Source organism: Nocardia neocaledoniensis (assembly GCF_029868625.1).
Taxonomy (GTDB): Bacteria; Actinomycetota; Actinomycetes; order Mycobacteriales; family Mycobacteriaceae; genus Nocardia; species Nocardia neocaledoniensis_A.
Genome location: NZ_JARWOJ010000061.1, coordinates 22,667 through 40,005 on the forward strand (window position 1 = coordinate 22,667; position 17,339 = coordinate 40,005).

At 71.3% G+C, this 17,339-nt stretch carries 12 protein-coding genes and 1 pseudogene; 8 read left to right on the forward strand and 5 right to left on the reverse strand.

The features are described 5' to 3' along the window. Positions 1 to 7: 7 nt before the first annotated feature. The 3 genes from QH270_RS03795 to QH270_RS03805 form a co-directional block, all read right to left on the reverse strand. Positions 8 to 805 carry an alpha/beta fold hydrolase gene (locus QH270_RS03795; protein ID WP_280338916.1) on the reverse strand — a complete coding sequence of 266 codons (798 nt, stop codon included), beginning with the start codon at positions 803 to 805 and terminating at the stop codon, positions 8 to 10. An 82-nt stretch (positions 806 to 887) separates the two neighbouring features. Beyond that, entirely contained in the window at positions 888 to 2,483 is a 1,596-nt protein-coding gene (locus tag QH270_RS03800; protein WP_280338917.1) for an FAD-binding protein, read from the reverse strand. Between the two features lie 88 nt (positions 2,484 to 2,571). Then, on the reverse strand, positions 2,572 to 3,030 hold the full coding sequence (locus tag QH270_RS03805) for a MarR family winged helix-turn-helix transcriptional regulator (protein ID WP_280338918.1): 459 nt from the start codon (positions 3,028 to 3,030) through the stop codon (positions 2,572 to 2,574). Positions 3,031 to 3,095: 65 nt separating this feature from the next. Between QH270_RS03805 and QH270_RS03810 the strand changes: the two genes are divergently transcribed. From QH270_RS03810 to pepN, 5 genes are all read left to right on the forward strand, one after another. Further along, complete coding sequence (locus QH270_RS03810; protein ID WP_280338919.1) at positions 3,096 to 3,644, forward strand: SgcJ/EcaC family oxidoreductase; 549 nt, start codon at positions 3,096 to 3,098, stop codon at positions 3,642 to 3,644. A 68-nt stretch (positions 3,645 to 3,712) separates the two neighbouring features. After that, positions 3,713 to 4,381 carry an RNA polymerase sigma factor gene (locus tag QH270_RS03815; protein ID WP_280338920.1) on the forward strand — a complete coding sequence of 223 codons (669 nt, stop codon included), beginning with the start codon at positions 3,713 to 3,715 and terminating at the stop codon, positions 4,379 to 4,381. 144 nt (positions 4,382 to 4,525) lie between these two features. Next, positions 4,526 to 6,079, forward strand: coding sequence for an acyl-CoA carboxylase subunit beta (locus tag QH270_RS03820; protein ID WP_280338921.1), 1,554 nt, complete (start codon positions 4,526 to 4,528; stop codon positions 6,077 to 6,079). A 124-nt stretch (positions 6,080 to 6,203) separates the two neighbouring features. After that, the gene (locus QH270_RS03825; RefSeq protein WP_280338922.1) at positions 6,204 to 6,488 is read left to right on the forward strand and encodes a GlsB/YeaQ/YmgE family stress response membrane protein; all 285 of its coding nucleotides are present in this window, start codon (positions 6,204 to 6,206) and stop codon (positions 6,486 to 6,488) included. 82 nt (positions 6,489 to 6,570) lie between these two features. Next, on the forward strand, positions 6,571 to 9,054 hold the full coding sequence (pepN, locus tag QH270_RS03830) for an aminopeptidase N (protein ID WP_280338923.1): 2,484 nt from the start codon (positions 6,571 to 6,573) through the stop codon (positions 9,052 to 9,054). Positions 9,055 to 9,063: 9 nt separating this feature from the next. Here the strand turns inward: pepN and QH270_RS03835 are convergent, their stop codons facing one another. Next, positions 9,064 to 9,459 (reverse strand): RidA family protein, encoded by a 396-nt coding sequence (locus tag QH270_RS03835; RefSeq protein ID WP_280338928.1) that lies wholly within the window; start codon positions 9,457 to 9,459, stop codon positions 9,064 to 9,066. A gap of 127 nt (positions 9,460 to 9,586) precedes the next feature. Here QH270_RS03835 and QH270_RS03840 point away from each other — a divergent pair, with 127 nt between their 5' ends. Both QH270_RS03840 and QH270_RS03845 read left to right on the forward strand, forming a co-directional pair. Beyond that, on the forward strand, positions 9,587 to 10,561 hold the full coding sequence (locus QH270_RS03840; RefSeq protein WP_280338924.1) for a helix-turn-helix transcriptional regulator: 975 nt from the start codon (positions 9,587 to 9,589) through the stop codon (positions 10,559 to 10,561). 88 nt (positions 10,562 to 10,649) lie between these two features. After that, positions 10,650 to 13,952: a serine/threonine-protein kinase gene (locus QH270_RS03845; protein WP_280338925.1), complete on the forward strand. Its 3,303-nt coding sequence runs from the start codon at positions 10,650 to 10,652 to the stop codon at positions 13,950 to 13,952. A gap of 474 nt (positions 13,953 to 14,426) precedes the next feature. Here the strand turns inward: QH270_RS03845 and eccE are convergent. After that, a pseudogene (eccE, locus tag QH270_RS03850) lies at positions 14,427 to 15,491 on the reverse strand (type VII secretion protein EccE); the annotation flags it as partial. Positions 15,492 to 15,608: 117 nt separating this feature from the next. Between eccE and eccB the strand changes: the two are divergent. Then, positions 15,609 to 17,117, forward strand: a complete 1,509-nt coding sequence (gene eccB / locus QH270_RS03855; protein WP_280338926.1) for a type VII secretion protein EccB — start codon at positions 15,609 to 15,611, stop codon at positions 17,115 to 17,117. Positions 17,118 to 17,339: the final 222 nt, after the last annotated feature.

Consider the following 17,339-nt stretch of genomic DNA (forward strand, 5'->3'; position numbering starts at 1 on the left):
GCCGGGGCTATCGGCGCGGAGCGTGCTTCGCCGCCGTTTCGGTGAGCATCGGCAGCAGCACCTTCGCGCTGACCAGATGGTTCTGGCCGGGGACCGAACGGTAGGTCGCGCCGGGGATGGCTTCGGCCAGCATCCGCGCGACCTCGTCCAGGCCAGGCGGGTTCTTCTCCCCCACGAGTACCCGCACGGGCAGGTCGATTCCGGTGAAGCGGTGCACCGGCGGGAGGTCCTCGGTGAGGGCGATGTCGTAGCACAGGGTCGGGGCGAGCGCCTTCATCGTGCGCCAGCCCGGCACCAGGGGCAGCAGGGTGACGAAGGCGCGCGGCATGCCGATACCGCGCAGGAAGGCCTTCAGCGCCCGGCCGTTCGCGCCCTCGTCCAGCAGCGCCGCCACCCGCGTCGCCAGGCGGGCGTAGGAATCGCGCTCGGCCGCGTCGTGCACGTAGGAGGCGTCGTAGACGACGACCGCGTCGACCTTGTGCGGCAGCCGGGCCGCGGCTTCCAGCGCCAGGGCGGCGCCGGAGGAGTGACCGTAGAGGATCGCGTGCCCGCCCGCGGCGTCGATGATCGCCTCGATGTCGTCGACCTCGCGCTGCACCGACCAGGGCGCGGTGTCGCCGCTGTCGCCGCGGCCGCGCCGATCCCAGTGGTAGACGGTGAACGCGGTGGCGAACACCGCGGCGTCGGCGGCGACCGGCCGGAACCGCCGGAAACAGGTCGCGCCGGTGATCGGCACCAGCGCGGGACCCGCGCCGAGCACGTCGTAGGCGAGGGTGGTGCCGTCCTTCGACCGGACAGTGGGCATCGTCAGCTCTCCCTTCGACCGGACCAGGCGGCCGGTCTACCCGCTATGACGGGGCCGGCCGCCGGGAATCACCGGTGCCGGTTCAGCCGAGCTTGACGCTGTGGGTGCCCGCGCGCCGCCCCGAGAACACGCAGTCGGCCAGGGACAGGCCGCTGACATAGGAGTTCGCGCAGATCCCGACCGCCGCCCGCCCGGCGGCGTAGAGCCCGGGGATGACACCACCCGCCTCGGCGCGCACGGCGCCGGTGTCCTCGTCGACCAGCAGGCCGCCGAGGGTGAGCATGGGCATCGGGTAGGTGAGCCGGGCGGTGAAGGAGATGTCCAGCAGCGCGACGGGACCGGCGCCGATCGGGCGGCGCAGATCGTCGGGCTTGCCGAAAGGATCGGGCCGGTTCTGCGCGATGGCCGAGTTGTGCGCGTCCACGGTGGCCCGCAGGCCGGCCCGGTCGATGCCGGCGCGCGCGGCGACGTCCTCCACGGAACCGCCGGCGATGCGGCCGAACCGCAGCAGCCGTTCGGTCTGCATCCGCTGGAACCACACCGACTGCGACCCGATCTGCGCGCGGGCCTGCGCCTCGAGTGCCGCGTCGACCAGCAGCCACGCCCGGTGACCGGGTGCCGTGGCGATGGCGGCGCCCAGTGCCGCGCCGTAACGGGATTCGTCGATCATGCGCTCGCCGCGGGCGTTCACCGCGATCGCGCCGAACACCGCGCTCGGCGGCGCGATGAACCGCCAGGTCGACAGCGCGTCCATCTTGCCGGTCGCCGCGCCGATCTCGGCGGCCATGGTGATGCCGCTGCCGTCGTCGCCCGCGGTGCCCAGCGGCAGACCCTGCGACCACGGATAGTCCGGCGCGTGCTCGGCCACCATCGCCCCGTTGGCGATGAACCCACCCGTGGTGAGCACCACGCCGGAGTTCGCGTGGACGCGCACGCGCGTGCCGTGCTTGCGTTCGATCCGGGCCAGCAGCAGCTCCATCGCGGCGCGCAGACCCTGGTGGTACACACCGGGTTTGGCGGAGACGCGGGCCAGCGCGGCGAAGCGGCGGCGCACCAGCGCTGGCGCGCCGTCGAGGGTGACGGCGTCGACCCCCGTGACCCGCCCGTCCTCGACCACGAGACCGGTCGCCCTGGTTCCGGTCCGGACGCGCACGCCGTGCCGGGCCGCCGACGCGGCGAGCGGCCCGAACAGCGCCTTGCCCGAGACGCCGGGGCCGTGCGTGCGATGGCCGCGCTGGCGCGGTGTCGCGAGTTCCCGGTACCCGCCGGAGTTCTCGCTGCCGGAGTAGTAGAGGTAGTAGTCGTCGGTCGGGTACGAGGTCTTGTAGGGGCACAGCGACGGCTGGAACGGCACGCCGTGGCCGGAGAGCCAGTCGATCATCGCCGGGGATTCCTCGCAGAACCGGCGCAGGGTCTCGGCGCTCACCGCGTCACCGACCTCGGCGCGCAGGTACGCGAGCATGTTCTCGACATCGTCGTCGACGCCGGCGGCCCGCTGCACCCAGGTGCCGCCGCCCGCGTACACGATGCCGCCGGACAGCGTGGTCGCGCCGCCGCCGAGGTAGCGGTCGAGCGCGAGGACGTCCGCCCCGGTCTCGCGCGCGGCCAGCGCCGCGCTCACTCCCGCACCGCCGTATCCGACGACGACGACATCGGCTGAACAATCCCTGGTCCGCACTGACCTCCACCTTCCGGGCGACCGCACTGGGGTGGCACCCGTCAGAAACTATAACGTGTTCTAGAAATTTATCCGGCGATCCCGCCTTTCAGGACAGGGTGCGAACACGGTCGATCTGGTCCCGCTGGACCGCGCGAGCGGTCGCCAGGAAGTCGTTGATCACAGCCAGCTCGGCCGGGCCGTATCGCGCGAGAGCCTCGGCGCCCGCCCGGCCGACCGGGGCGAAGATCTCCGCCTCGGCGGCCCGGGCCTTGTCGGTGGGCGCGACGAGAACGCGGCGGCGATCACCCGGGTCGCGGGTGCGCGAGACCAGGCCGGCGCGCTCCAACCGGTCGATCACGGTGGTGGTGGCCGCCGGGCTGAGCTCGAGGGCGGCGCTGAGCTGACCGGCGGGCCGCGGCTCGGCGGCCAACACGATGTCGAGGCACCGCAGGTCGGTGCGATTCAGGCCGAGGCGCGCTGCCGCGGCCTCGTCGAAGGCGTCGAAGCTCTGCTGCAGCAGCCGGATGCCCACGAGGACCTCGTCGAGATCTACATCTTTCGACATTCGAATCTTTCGGTTATCGTAATGTTCGTTGGTCGAAATCATCGTAGCCCGAGAAGGACGTCACCATGCGCACCACCGCCGTCAGCCCCGTCCGCGCCACCTCCACCGCGCCACAGGTCGTCGCCGCCCCGGCGACTCCCGCCGACGATCTCGCCCTCGCCGCGCTCTTCCGCGACTTCCTGCACGCCTGGTCCGCCGGGGACGCCGCCGCGTTCGGCGCGCTGTTCACCGCGGACTCCGACTACGTCTCCTACGACGGCAGCGTCGCCAGGGGCAGGCCCGCGCACCAGCACAACCACGACCAGCTCTTCCGCGGCGTGCTGAGCGGCTCGGCGCTGGTCGGCGACCTGGAATCGGTGCGTCATCTCGCACCCGGCGTGGCGATCCTGCACGGCACCGGTTCGGTGCTGATGCCGTGGCGGTCACGGCTGCCGCGGCGACGGCTGTCCCGGCAGACCATCGTGGCGGTCCGCACCGCGCACGGCTGGAAGATCGACGCCATCCACAACGGTCGCGTGCGGCCGATCGGCATCCCCGGCCCGGACTCCGTGCCGGCCAGGCTGTCGCGGCTGCTGACGCGGTTCGCCGGGGCGCTCGGCGTCGGTCGCGCCTGAGAACCGCCCGCGTCCGGGCGCTACAGTGAGCCGTCAGCACCCCGCCGGGACGAGAGCGAGGACATCGCGTGGACGGCCGGTCCGCACTCCCCTCCGACGACGAGCTGGTGCGACGGCTGCGCGGCGGAGACGAATCGGCGTTCGCCCTGGTCCTCACCGCCTGGTCGGGATCGATGCTGCGGCTGGCGCGGTCGTTCGTCTCCACGCCCGCCTCGGCCGAGGAGGTCGTGCAGGACACCTGGCTGGCGGTCGTGCGTGGCATCGACGGCTTCGAGGGCCGGTCCTCGGTCAAGACCTGGGTGTTCCGCATCCTGGTCAACACCGCGAAAAAGCGTGGCATCAGGGAACATCGGACGATCCCCTTCGGCAGCCTGCTGCCCGAGGACAGCGGCCCCACCGTCGATCCCCGCCGCTTCCGCCCCGCGCACGACCCGTATCCGGGGCACTGGCGGCCCGGCGAGCAGCCTCAGCGCTGGTCCGAACCCGAGGACTCCGCCGAACGCGGTGAGATCGGCGCGGTGATCGCCCTGGCCATGGCCGAACTCCCCGCCCGCGGCCGCGTCGTCCTCACCCTGCGCGACGCGGAAGGCTGTACCGCCGAAGAGGTCTGCGAGCTGCTCGGCATCTCCGCGGGCAATCAGCGGGTGATCCTGCACCGCGCCCGCGCGGCGGTCCGGGCCCGGCTCGAGGAGTACTACCGCGACGCGGGCGAGCGACGTACCCGCGCGGACCGGTAGCGCGCAAGCTGTCGATCTTGTTCGGAGTACGCGAAGGTTCGGCGCTCCCGCTGTGACCTGTCCCTGGCGCCCTTCGGTTCGGCGTGCGCCGCACCGATTCCGCCTACCGTCACCGGCAGGCACAGCAGGAAGGTGGCAGCGGGCGTGGTGGGTACCAAGGCGAAGCTGGAGGAACTGGTCGACATTCTGGCGATCGCGGCGGAACCCGCGGGCGCGGCCGGTGTCGCCAAGCGGCAGAAGAAGGGCGTACCCAGTGTGCGCGAGCGCCTGGCCATGCTGCTCGACCCCGGCACCTTCATCGAGACCGGGGCCCTGGCCCGCCAGCCCGATCAGCCCGACGCCCTCTACGGCGACGGCCTGGTCACCGGCCGCGGCCTGATCGGTGGCCGTCCGGTCGTGGTGATCGCGCATGATCAGACGGTCTACGGCGGATCCGTCGGCGTCACTTCGGCGCGAAAGTTCATGCGGGCCTTGAAGCTGGCGTTCGACAGCGGCTGCCCCGTGGTGACCATCAACGATTCCGGCGGCGCGCGGATCCAGGACGCGGTCGGGTCGATCGCCTCCTTCGGCGACATCTCCCGGGTGCTGGAGAAGCTGTCCGGCTACGTCCCCCAGGTCTCGATCATCCTGGGCAAGTGCGCGGCGGGGTCGGTGTACGGGCCGATCAACACCGATGTGCTCATCGGCACCGAGGATTCGTACATGTTCGTCACCGGGCCCGAGGTGATCAAGGCGGTCAACGGCGAGGACATCACGGCCGAACAGCTCGGCGGCGCGCGGGTACAGGCCGAGCGCGGCACCCTGCACCACGTCGCCGAGACCGAACAGGACGCCTACGCGTGGGCCAGGGCCTATCTGAGCTACCTGCCGACGAACTGCCTCGAGCCGCCGCTGATCGTCAATCCCGGCCTGGAACCGGAGATCACCGCCACCGACCGCGAACTCGACGCGATCATCCCGGACTCCGATCGCGCCGGCTACGACATGCACGAGATCCTGCTGCGGATCTTCGACGACGGCGAATTCCACGAGATCCGGGCGGCGTTCGCGCCCAATCTGATCACGGGCTTCGCCAGGGTCGACGGCCATCCGGTCGGGGTGATCGCCAATCAGCCGCTGGTACTCGGCGGATCCATCGACGCGGCCTGCTCGGACAAGTCGACCTACTTCATCCGGCTCTGCGACGCCTTCAACATCCCGCTGGTGTTCGTCGTCGACACCCCGGGCGTGCTGCCCGGGCTCGACCAGGAGGACGCCGGGGTGATCATCCGGGGCGGCCGGGTGCCGCGCGCGATCATCGAGGCGACCGTGCCGATCATCAACCTCGTCGTCCGCAAGTCCTATGGCGGCGCCTACGGCATGATGGCGGCCCGCCAGGTCGGCGCCGACATCAGTTTCGCCTGGCCGACGGCCCGCATCGCGGTGATCGGCGCCGAGAGCGCCGTCGACCTCATCGGCAAACGCCAGCTGGCCGCGGTACCGGAGGAACACCGCGCGGCGGCCCGCGAATTCATGATCAACCAGTACAACGAGACCGTGGCCACGCCCTGGATCGCCGCCGAACGCGGGTACATCGACGCCGTCATCGAGCCATCGCGCACCCGGCTCGAGATCCGGCACGCGCTGCGGCTGCTGCGCGACAAGCACCCGCTCGCGCCGGAATTCAACCCGCGCAAACACCCGATCTACCCGATGTGACCCGGCGTCGGGTCGGCAACGGTTGGGCAACGCCGAGGACACGATGCTTCTCCCCCCGGCCGTGGCGCGAAATGATCGTAGGAACCGGCACTTCCCGGCACGGCACTACGTGGAGGTACGAGCGATGTGGAATGCGATTGTTCAGATCTGTGGGTTCCTGATCATCGGCGCGGTGGTCGGCGTGCTCGCCAGGATGCTCAAGCCGGGTAAGGAGAACATGAGCATGGGGATGACCCTGGTGCTCGGGATGGCGGCCGCGCTCATCGCGGGTGTCGTCGCGAGTCTCATCGGCGTCGGCTCCATCACCGAGCTCAACTTCTGGGGCTTCGTGCTCGCCGTCATCGCCGCGGTCGTGCTGCTGTTCGCGGCCGAATCGATGAGCGCGCGCAAGCATCCCCCGGCGGCCTGATCCCGCGTCACCCGAACCCCTCCGGCCACGGCCGGAGGGGTTTTCCGCTGTGGCGACCGTTCTGCTGGCAGGATCTGCAGGCGTGAACACCGCGAATCTGACCCGTGCCGAGACCGCCGCGCGATCGGCCGCGGTCACCGTCCGCGACTATCGCGTCGAGCTCGACCTGTCCGGCGCGCGCGACCACGACCGCGCCGGCTTCACCACCACCACGACCGTCACCTTCGACGCGACCGGCGAGCGGACCTGGCTCGACTTCCTCGGCCCCGCCGTCGAATCGGTGACGGTGAACGGGCGGGCGGTGCCGGTGGAGTACGACGGCGCGCGGATCACCGTGCCCGGACTCGCCGCGTCGAACGTGGTGGTCGTCCACGCCACCGGCGCCTACAGCCGGTCGGGTGAGGGACTGCACCGGTTCCGCGATCCCGTCGACGGCGAGACCTACCTCTACACCCAGTACGAACCCGCCGACGCGCGCCGGGTCTTCCCCTGCTTCGAACAGCCGGATATGAAGGCGCCGTTCACCTTTCAGGTGACCGCGCCGGTCGAATGGTCGGTGCTGTCGAACCGGCCGGCGGCGCACGTCGTCCGGCACGACGAGCGGCAAACGGTCGACTTCTCCCCCACCCTGCCCATCGCCACCTACATCACCGCGATCGCCGCCGGCCCCTACCACCGTGTCGAATCCGCGTGGCGCCGCGGCGATCTCACCATCCCGCTCGGTGTGCTCTGCCGCGCGTCGCTGGCCGGACATCTGGACGCCGACACCGTCCTCGAGGTCACGAAGCAGGGGCTGGACTTCTTCGCCGAGCACTTCGACTATCCGTATCCGTGGGGCAAGTACGACCAGATCTTCGTGCCCGAATACAACCTCGGCGCCATGGAGAACCCGGGCCTGGTGACCTTCACCGAGGCCTACGTGTTCCGTGGCGCGGCCACCGCCGCCCAGTACGAGGGCAGGGCCAACACGATCCTGCACGAGATGGCGCACATGTGGTTCGGCGATCTCGTCACCATGGTCTGGTGGGACGACCTGTGGCTCAAGGAGTCCTTCGCCGACTACATGGGCGCGCTGGCCAGCGCCGAGGCCACCGAGTGGACCGACGCCTGGGCGGCGTTCGCGAACCGGCGCAAGGCGTGGGCGTACCTGCAGGACCAGCTGCCGACCACCCACCCGATCGTCGCCGACATCACCGATCTGGAAGCGGCCAAACTCAATTTCGACGGCATCACCTATGCCAAGGGCGCCAGCGTGCTCAAACAGCTCGTTGCCTATGTGGGGCGGGCGGAGTTCTTCACCGGCGTGCGCCGGTACTTCCGGACCAACGCGTTCGGCAACACGACCCTGGCCGACCTGCTCACCGAATTGTCGGCGGCCTCGGGCCGGGACCTCACCGGTTGGGCCGAGGCCTGGTTGCGGACCTCCGGGGTGTCGACGGTGTCGTTCGACGGCACGGCGATCGTGCAGACCGAGCCGCGGCCACACCGGCTCGACGTGGGCCTCTACGACTTCGACGACGCGGGCGACCTGGTGCGCCGCGAACGCGTGGAACTCGAGCTCAGCGGCGAACGGACGCCGGTCACCCTGCCGCCCGCGCCCCTGCGGCTGCTCAACGACGGCGATCTCACCTACGCCAAGATCCGCCTCGACGCCGAATCCCTGGCCACCGTGGAGCGCTCGCTCGATCGCGTCACCGATCCGCTCGCGCGCGGGCTGATCTGGTCGGCCCTGTGGAACGCCGCCAGGGACGGGGAACTCGCCGCCGATCGCTATGTGGCGATGGCACGTGACTTCGCGCCCGCCGAACCCAACACCGCGCTGCTCTCGGCGGTGCTGGCCAACGCCGCCTTCGCGATCGGCCACTACCTGCCAGAACCGACGCGCGACCGCTGGCGCGGCGAATGGCTCGAATCCTGCTGGGCCGGTCTGTCTTCGGCCGAGCCCGGCTCGGGCGCCCAGCTCGCGTTCGCGCGCGCGGCGGCGCTCGCCGCCACGGTCGACGACCGGCGCGCCGACGACATCGCCGCGATCCTGCGCGGCGAGCGCCCCGCACCCGACGGACTGCCGCTCGACCCCGACCTGCGCTGGCTGTGGTGGACCGCGCTGGCGGCCACCGGCGCGGCCACCGCCGCCGACCTGGACGCCGCGCTCGCCGGCGACGACACGGCCTCGGGCCGGACCGCCCACCGCCGTGCCCTCGCCGCCCGGCCCGACGGCCAGGTCAAGGCCGACGCGTGGACGACGGCACTCGGGGACACCACGCTCACCAACGACCACCTCGACGCGATCATCGACGGCTTCCGCGCCGGAGCGCGCCGAGATCTCCTCGCCCGCTACGACGCCGACTACTTCGCCGCGCTGCGCACGATCTGGGATCAGCGCAGCATCGAGATCGCCCGGCGCCTGGTGGTCGGCTTGTTCCCCGCGAGCGAGTCGCTCGCGCCCGTGGACGCGTGGCTCGCCGAGAATCGTGACGCACCGGCGGCATTGCGGCGACTGGTGCTCGAGCAGCGCGACCACCTGGCCCGCGACCTGCGGGTGCGAGGTGCCGCGCCGCTCGGCTGAGCGCCGGGGTCAGTCGACCGCGGTCGCCTCCAGCTCGACCAGCTGGCCGGGGACGGCCAGCCGGGCAACCCCGAGCATCGTCATCGCCGGTGCCGCACCGGCGGCGCCCAACCGTGCCGCCAGCACGCCGTAGTGCTGGAGGAGCAGGTCGACGTCGGTGGTGTAGACCGCAAGCCGGACGACGTTCGTCAGCGACATCCCGGCACCGGTGAGGACGGCCTCGACATTGTCCAGGCTCAGCGCCACCTGGGCGGCCATGTCGCCGTCGTGCTGTGGCTTGCCCTCCTCGTCCATCGCGGTCTGCCCCGAGCAGTACAGCGTCCTGGTGTGCCCGGCGATCAGCTCGCCCTGGTCGAATCCCAGCTCGACCGACCAGGTCACGGGGTTGATCGCCGTACGTTCCACAGCCACTTCGGCTCCCTTCGATCCGGCGCCCCACCGGCCCGATGGCCGATGTCCGCGACGCCGTGCCGGTGAGCCTGCCCGGCAATCACGACATCCTGTGTCGGGTATTTTCGCTAGAGTTCCGCGCATGCGCGCCGACCGATTGGTGTCGCTGGTGCTGCTGCTGCGCCAGCGTGGTCGCCTCACCGCGACCGAGCTGGCCGCCGAGCTCGAGGTGTCCACCCGCACGGTCCTGCGCGATATCGAGGCGCTCTCCACAGCTGGGGTGCCGGTGTACGCCGAACGCGGCAGGCACGGCGGCTTCGCGTTGCTGCCGGGGTTCCGCACCGAGCTCACCGGGCTCAACCACGACGAGGCACTCGCCCTGCTCATCGCCGGATCACGGCGCGGCGCACAGGCATTCGGCCTCGGCTCGGCGCTCGCCTCGGCCATGCTCAAGGTCGTCGACGCGCTGCCCGCGAGCTATCGCGAGACCGCGGCCGATGTCGCCGAGCGGCTGCTCATCGAACCCGAGACCGACCTGCTGTCGCGTCGGGTGGTCACCGACGAGGTCCCCGGCGACGTGCTGGCCGAGATCCGGCGGGCCGTCTTCGCCGGGACCAAGCTGCGCATCCACTACGCGCCCGTCGACCAGGGTCCACGCTGGCGCACCGTCGACCCGATCGGTCTGGTCGTCGTCCGCGATCGCGGCTACCTGCTGGCCACCCGTTCCGGCGCGGATCGCACCTACCTGCTGACCCGGGTCCAGGCCGCCGAGGCACTCGACGAGCCCGCGCAGCGGCCGGACCGCGTGGATCTGGATCGTGCCTGGCAGGAGCGCGGCACCCGGTTCCGGGCCGGCGGCGACCAGCTCGCCGTGCGGGTCAGGGTGCGTCCCGCGCGGCGCGAGGAACTCGTCGGCACGGCGGTGACCGTGCACGGTGAAGCCGCCGAAGCGGACGGTTCGCTGCTGCTCGACCTGTCCTTCCAAGATTTCCGACACGCCGAATGGGCGCTCTGGCAACTTGCCAGCGACGCCGAGGTGCTCGACCCACCCGCCCTGCGTGCGGCCCTGCGACAGCGCGCCGCCGCGCTCGCCGACCGGTACACGCCGCTGTCCTGAGGACTGTCCAGCGTCCACGGAGTTATCCTCGACAGGAGGCGATCGCAGCAGCGCGTCGCCGCGAGGACGCCCACCGAATCGAGCCGCCATGGCCGACATTCCGCCCACACAGCGCAGCTCCACCTCCGCGATCGTGGCGGGGTTGGCCGCCGAGGGCTTCGAGGATGCCGAGGAGATCGGCCGCGGCGGATTCGGCGTGGTGTACCGCTGCACGCAACCCGATCTCGATCGGATCGTGGCCGTCAAGGTCCTCACCGCCGACCTCGATCCCGACGGACTGCAGCGGTTCGTGCGCGAGCAGCAGGCGATGGGCAGGCTCTCCGGACATCCGAACATCGTCGCCGTCTTCCACGCGGGCACCACCCACGGCGGCCATCCGTACCTGGTGATGCCGTACCACGCGCGCGGTTCGCTCGAGCAACGGATCCACAGCGCGGGTCCGCTGGCGTGGTCGGCGACCCTGCGGCTCGGGGTGAAGATGGCGGGCGCGCTCGAGACCGCGCACCGGGCCGGCATCCTGCACCGCGACGTGAAGCCGTCGAACATCCTGCTCAGCGACTACAACGAACCCGAACTCACCGATTTCGGCATCGCCAGGATCCAGGGCGGGTTCCACACCACCACCGGCATCGTCACCGGGTCCCCCGCCTTCGCCGCACCGGAAGTGCTGCGCGGCGCACCGGCGACCGCCGCCGCCGACTTGTACGGCCTCGGCGCCACCCTGTTCTGCGCGCTCACCGGACACGTCGCCTTCGAGCGCCGGGTGGGCGAGCAGGTGCTGTCGCAGTTCCTGCGGGTCTCCGCGCAGCCCGCGCCCGATCTCACCGAGGCCGACATTCCCGACGAGGTGCGCGCGGTCATCGAACACACGATGGCCGCCGACCCCGCCGACCGGCCGTCCAGCGCCGCCGAGCTGGCCGCGGAACTCGGTGCGGCCCAGCGCAGTACCGGCGCCCCCGTCGACGTGCTGCGCGTACCGAGCACCCAGCGTTCCGGCGTTCTCGCCGCGCCGGTCCCCCGGCCGCACGAACGGACCACCGCGCCACCGACTCCCGCCACCAAGTACCGGCCCCCGACACCGGCCAGGGCCACCCTGGCCAGGAAGCGGCTGCTCGAACAGCTGCGCACCAACGAACGCGTCCGGCTCACCGCCATCCACGCGCCCAGCGGATTCGGCAAGACCACCCTGGCCGCCCAGTGGCACGACGAATTGGTCGCCCACGGCGCCGCGGTGGCGTGGCTGACCGTCGACGAGGACGACGACAACGCGGTCTGGTTCCTCACCCACCTCGTCGAAGCCGTCCGGACCGCGGTGCCCGACCTCGCCGAACACCTCGCCGCGCTGCTGGACGCCGATCCCGACGATCCGGCCCGGGCCGTACTCACCGCTCTCGTCGACAGCCTGCACACCGGTGACCGGCGGGTGACGTTGATCCTCGACGACTGGCAGCGCGTCACCGGCGCCGCCTCCGTCGCCGCCGTCCGTTTCCTGCTCGAGCACGGCTGCCACCATCTGCCGCTGGTCATCACGAGCACCACCCGCATCGACCTCCCCGTGAGCCGGCTGCGCATCCACGGCGAGCTCACCGAGATCGACGCCACCACACTGCGTTTCGACACCGAGGAGGTCCGCGCGTTCCTCGCCGAGGCCGGTGGCGTGCACATGACGGGCGAGGAGATCACCGAACTCGCCCGCGCCACCGACGGCTGGGTCGCGGCGCTGCAACTGACGGTGCTCGCCCTGCGCGGCGGCGAGGATCCCACGCACCTGCTCGACAGCCTCGCCGCGCACCCCGATATCGGCGCGTTCCTGGCCGAGAACGTGCTCGGGGCCCTGGACCCCGAGACCCTCGACTTCCTGATGACCACCTCGATCTGCGAACGGATCTGCGGTGGGTTGGCCACCGCGCTGACCGGCCGCGCCGATGCCGCCGAGTTGCTCGCCGACATCGCCGACCGCGGCCTGTTCCTGCTGCCCGCCGGCCCGGATTGGTACCGCTACCACCAGTTGTTCGCCGGATACCTGTGCCGCAGGCTGACCAGGGACCGGCCCGACGAGATCGCCGCGCTGCGGCTGCGGGCGGCCGAGTGGTTCGCGCGGCATCATCTGCTCAACGACGCGGTCGAGCACGCGCTGGCGGCCGAGGCGCCCGAGCGGGCTGCCGAGCTCGTCGAAGAGGGTGCTCGGTACCTCTTGGAGCGCTCGAATGTGGTGGTGCTGCAGGGCATTCTGCCGAAACTGCCCGCCTCCGTGTGCCGGGCCAAGCCGCGGCTCCACCTGTTCGGCGTGTGGGTCGAGTTGCTCATGCGCAAACCGGCGGCCACCGCCGCCGCGCTCGCCCGCTTCGAGGCCGCCATGGCCGCCGCCGATCTCACCGAGGCCGAGCGCACCGAGCTGCGCACCGAGGCCGATGTCGCGATCAGCGTGCGCGAGATGTTCGCCGACCAGGTCTCCGGCCTGGACGGGCTGATCGCCGACGCGCTCGCGCGGCCGGAGGCATTCCCGCCGCGCATCCCCGGCGTGGCCGCCAATATCGCGACGTTCGCGGCGATCCAGCGTTTCGACTTCGACGCGGCACGGCGCTGGCAACTCTGGGCCACCCCCTATCACGAGGCCACCGGCCCGTTCCTCGCCGTGTACGGGCGTTGCTTCGCCGGTTTGGCCGCCAGGGAGCAACTCGACATCGTGGGCGCGGAGGACCTGTTCACCAGCGCCCTCGACCACGCCACCGAGACCATGGGCGCCACCGCGCACGCGACGCGGCTCGCCTGCGCGTTGCTCGGTGAATTGCGCTATGAGACAGGGAGTCTCGACGAAGCGGCGAAGCTGCTCGAACGCAGCAGGGAACTCTCGGCCGAGGGCGGCGGCGGGGTCGACTTCATGCTCGCGACCTACGCGGTGGGAGCCAGGGTGCGTACCCTGCGCGGCGACCGTGAGGGCGCGCGTGAGCTGCTCGACGAGGGTGGCGCGCACGCCGAACGGCTCGAGCTGCCCCGGCTGGCCGCCCGCATCCACAACGAGCGGGTGCGCCTCGGCTTCGCCCTCGACCCCGGTGTGATCGCCGCCCTGCTCCGTGAGCGCGAGATCCGGCGCGACGATGCCATCGGCACGCTGGTGGACGAGACCGACGAGGACTCCGCGATCCGGCTGCTCATGGCCGAACCCGGCGCCGACGAGCACCGCCGCGCCGTGGCCAGGGCCGAGGCACTGCTGGCGGGCATCGACGCCGAACGCCGTCCGATGGCCGCGCTGCGGGCGGGTTTCCTGCTCGGCAGCGCCCTGCGCCGAGCGGGCCGCGCGGCCGACGCGCAGCGCACGCTGGCCCCGTCGACGCGCCGCTGCGCCCTGCTCGGGCTCGTGCGCCTGCCGGTGGACGCCGCCGCCCGATAGACACGCGGGGGGGGGGGGGGGGGGGGGGGGGGGGGGGGGGGGGGGGGGGGGGGGGGGGGGGGGGGGGGGGGGGGGGGGGGGGGCGGGGGGGGGGGGCCGGGGGCCCCGCGGCGCGATCGAGAGCAGCTGAGGGGTGGCCAGATTGGCGACCATGGACTGCCAGGCCTGCGGTCGGGAGGTGTGCACGACGGCGTGCGCGCCGAGCGCGGTCGCGCGCAGCACCACCTGCTGGGCCAGGTCCAGATTGCCGATCACGTCGACGTGCCGGGTGCCGGCCCCGATCAGTGGCACCGCGATGCCCTGGCCACGCTCGTCCGCGCCGATCAGCTGACCGCAGCCGGTGGTCGGCACGGCGATGTCGGTGAGCGCGGTGAGCGAGCCGCGATAGCCGTCGCGGCCGCCGAGGTCGTCGGCGGCGCCGATCGGCAAGGTGTCGAGCAGGATTCGGCGCTGGCTGCCCGGCAGCTCACGCAGACCGGCGATCGGCGCCTCGTCGAACGGCTCCACCGTGTCGAAGCGGACCACGGCGTTGAGCACCACGGTGCCCGCCTTGTCGTCGGCGCGGCCGTTGCGCCAGGCGCCCGGGTGCAGACGCAGCGTGACCGTGGTCGACAGCGTCGGCAGCGACCAGATCTCGGCCAGCCCGTTGGTGCCGATCATCGGCGCGGTGAGCTGATAATGGGTGAGATTGCGGCCGAACTCGGACTCGAGGCCGTGCGCAGACTCGGTCAGCCGCAGCGGGTCGAAGCCGTAGGACAGTTCGCGGACCGCGCTGTTCATCTCGGTCGCGGTGAGCACCGCCGCGTCGATGCCCTGGGTGGCCAGCCGGTTGGCGACGCGGCGGGTGGCGATGATCATCGTGCGCAGCGCGCCGGTCGCGCCGCCGCCGCGCTTGTCCACCGCCGTCGCGTTGGCGACCGGATCGAGGCGGAGCACCAGCCAGCAGGTGCGGTGCGCGATCGCGGGCAGCGGCCCGAGGATCCGGTTGTAGAGGTGCGCGGCGGCGCCGGTGCCGGCGGTGCGCGCGCCGGTGGAGATGACGTCGATGCTCACCAGTTCGACATCGAATTGGTCCAGGCAGCGCGCTACCTCGGTGAGCGGCAGCAACTGGTCGGCGCTGAGCGAGCCGCGGCGCAGCAGGGTCAGCGCGTCCGGCGGCGGGTCGATCCGCAGCATGGTCAGCAGCAGGTCGCCGTCCCAGCGCACGCCGCAGCCGCCGCCCTCGGGCAGCGGCACGTCGAAGGCGGGCGCCCGATCCAGGGTGTCGGCGCGAGCACGCAGCCGACGCCCGAACCAGTCGCCGACGCGCACCGCGGGTGGCCGCCGCCGGATCGGGACCAGCCCGATCAGCAGCACGGCCGCCGCGCCACCGCTCGCCCCGTAGACCGAGTCGCTCGTCGCCAGGACGATCCAGGCCACGATCGCCGCGAGCACAGCGACCGGAACGCACGCACGCAGGGGATACATCCGGAACAACCAGAATTCCGGATCACGCAAGGTGTCGTAGGCATTGTCGCCGCCGGTTTGCCCGGCGTTCATACTGTTGTTCAAAATCGTTGTCCCTGCTTGGCATACGTCGAATCATGGTGAAGGACAATTCCGGATTTACGGTACCGTGTCCGACGAGATGGTGATCAACGCAGCAATGGAGTCCCTGTGCCGGCACAGCTGACGACCAAGGCCCAGGTCAATGGTTATCGTTTCCTGCTGCGCAGGCTCGACCACGCGCTCGTGCGTCGGGACGTGCGCATGCTGCACGATCCGATGCGGTCGCAGAGCAGGTCGATGATGGTGGGCGCGGTGCTCGGGCTGATCATCGTGGCCGGCGCGGCCATTCTCGGTTTCCTGAAACCACAGGGCGCGATCGGCGATGCCCTGATCGTCACGGGGAAACAGAGTGGCGCCATGTATGTGGTCGTCGAGGCCAAAGAGGGGGAGAAGACCCTCCACCCGGTGCTCAATCTCGCCTCAGCCCGGCTCATCGCCGGTGACGCGCAGGCGCCGAAATCGGTGAAGGACGACAAACTCGGTTCGCTGCCGCGCGGCCCGCTGCTCGGCATTCCCGGCGCCCCGGCCGCGATGCCGGGCTCCAAGCAGGGTTCCAGCTCGAATTGGACCCTCTGCGAAACCACCCAGCTCTCCAGCGCGGGCAGCGCGGCCGGCACCAGCGGCGGCCTCACCACCGCCATCGTCGGCAAGCCGGAGACCGGTGACCGGATCGGCCCCACGGGCGCCGACGACGCCCTGCTCGTGCGCCACGACGACAAGACCTACCTCGTGTACCGGGGTACCAGAGCCGAGATCGACCCGGCCAATTCGGTGATCACCCGCACCCTCGGCCTGAGCGGTCAGCACGTCCGCCCGATCGGCAGTGCCGTGCTCGGCGCGACCACCCAGGCCCCGCCGCTGGCCGTGCCCGCCATCGAACGGGCGGGTGAACCCGGCCCCGGCAAACTGTCGAATGTGCCGATCGGCGGCATCATCTCGGTCACCGGGGTCCAGGCCGCCGGTCAGGAGACCATGTACGTGGTGCTCGCCGACGGCGTGCAACGCGTCTCGGAATTCACCGCCGACCTGCTGCGCAACACCGATTCGCGCGGCATGCGCGAGATCGCCGAGCTGGCACCCGATGTGCTCGACCGGATGCCGATCCTGGAAACCCTGCCGATCACGGACTTCCCCGAGCGCAAGCCGCGCATCCTGTCGGCCGAGGACGCGCCGGTGGCCTGCGTGAACTGGGCCAAGAATCCGGGCGAGGCCACCGCGCAGGGCAAGTCGGTCGACGGCCCCGCCGAACGCGCCACAGTGACGTTGCTCGCCGGAACGAAGCTGCCGCTGCCGGACTCGGCCAAGCCGGTGACCCTCTCGACCGCCGACGGCTCCGGCGACCGGATGGACGCGGTGTACCTGCCGCCGACCACCGGCGAATACGTGCAGGTCACCGGCGCCGAGCCGGGCAGTCTCCGGCGCGAATCGCTGTTCTACGTGGCCGACAACGGGATTCGCTACGGCATTCCCGACGCCGCCACCGCTGCGGTGCTCGGCCTCGGTGACAAGCCGCGCCTCGCGCCGTGGTCGATCATCGGTCAGCTCGTCCCCGGGCCGACGCTGTCCGCGAAAGACGCGCTGACCAGCTACGATTCGCTGCCCTCTGCCACCAAGTAGCCGAAACGAGCGGGGGGGGGGGGGGGGGGGGGGGGGGGGGCCGGCCGCGACGGCGGAGAGGGGGTGGGGGGGGTGTGCGGGAGGGGCGAAAGTCGGGGGTGGGGGGGGGGGGGTTGTTTTTTGGGTGTTTTTGGTTTTTTTTTTTGTTTGGTTTTGGGGGGGGGTTTTGTTGTTTGGTTTTTGGGGGTTGTAAAATTGGTTGGTTTTGTCGTGGGCGTGGCC

Excerpts from the sequence above, each read along its gene's own strand:
- QH270_RS03805 (WP_280338918.1), bottom strand. The coding sequence starts at position 3,030 with ATGTCGAAAGATGTAGATCTCGACGAGGTCCTCGTGGGCATCCGGCTG.
- QH270_RS03840 (WP_280338924.1), top strand. The coding sequence starts at position 9,587 with ATGCGCGCCGACCGATTGGTGTCGCTGGTGCTGCTGCTGCGCCAGCGT.
- QH270_RS03845 (WP_280338925.1), top strand. The coding sequence starts at position 10,650 with ATGGCCGACATTCCGCCCACACAGCGCAGCTCCACCTCCGCGATCGTG.
- QH270_RS03795 (WP_280338916.1), bottom strand. The coding sequence starts at position 805 with ATGCCCACTGTCCGGTCGAAGGACGGCACCACCCTCGCCTACGACGTG.
- QH270_RS03810 (WP_280338919.1), top strand. The coding sequence starts at position 3,096 with ATGCGCACCACCGCCGTCAGCCCCGTCCGCGCCACCTCCACCGCGCCA.
- QH270_RS03825 (WP_280338922.1), top strand. The coding sequence starts at position 6,204 with ATGTGGAATGCGATTGTTCAGATCTGTGGGTTCCTGATCATCGGCGCG.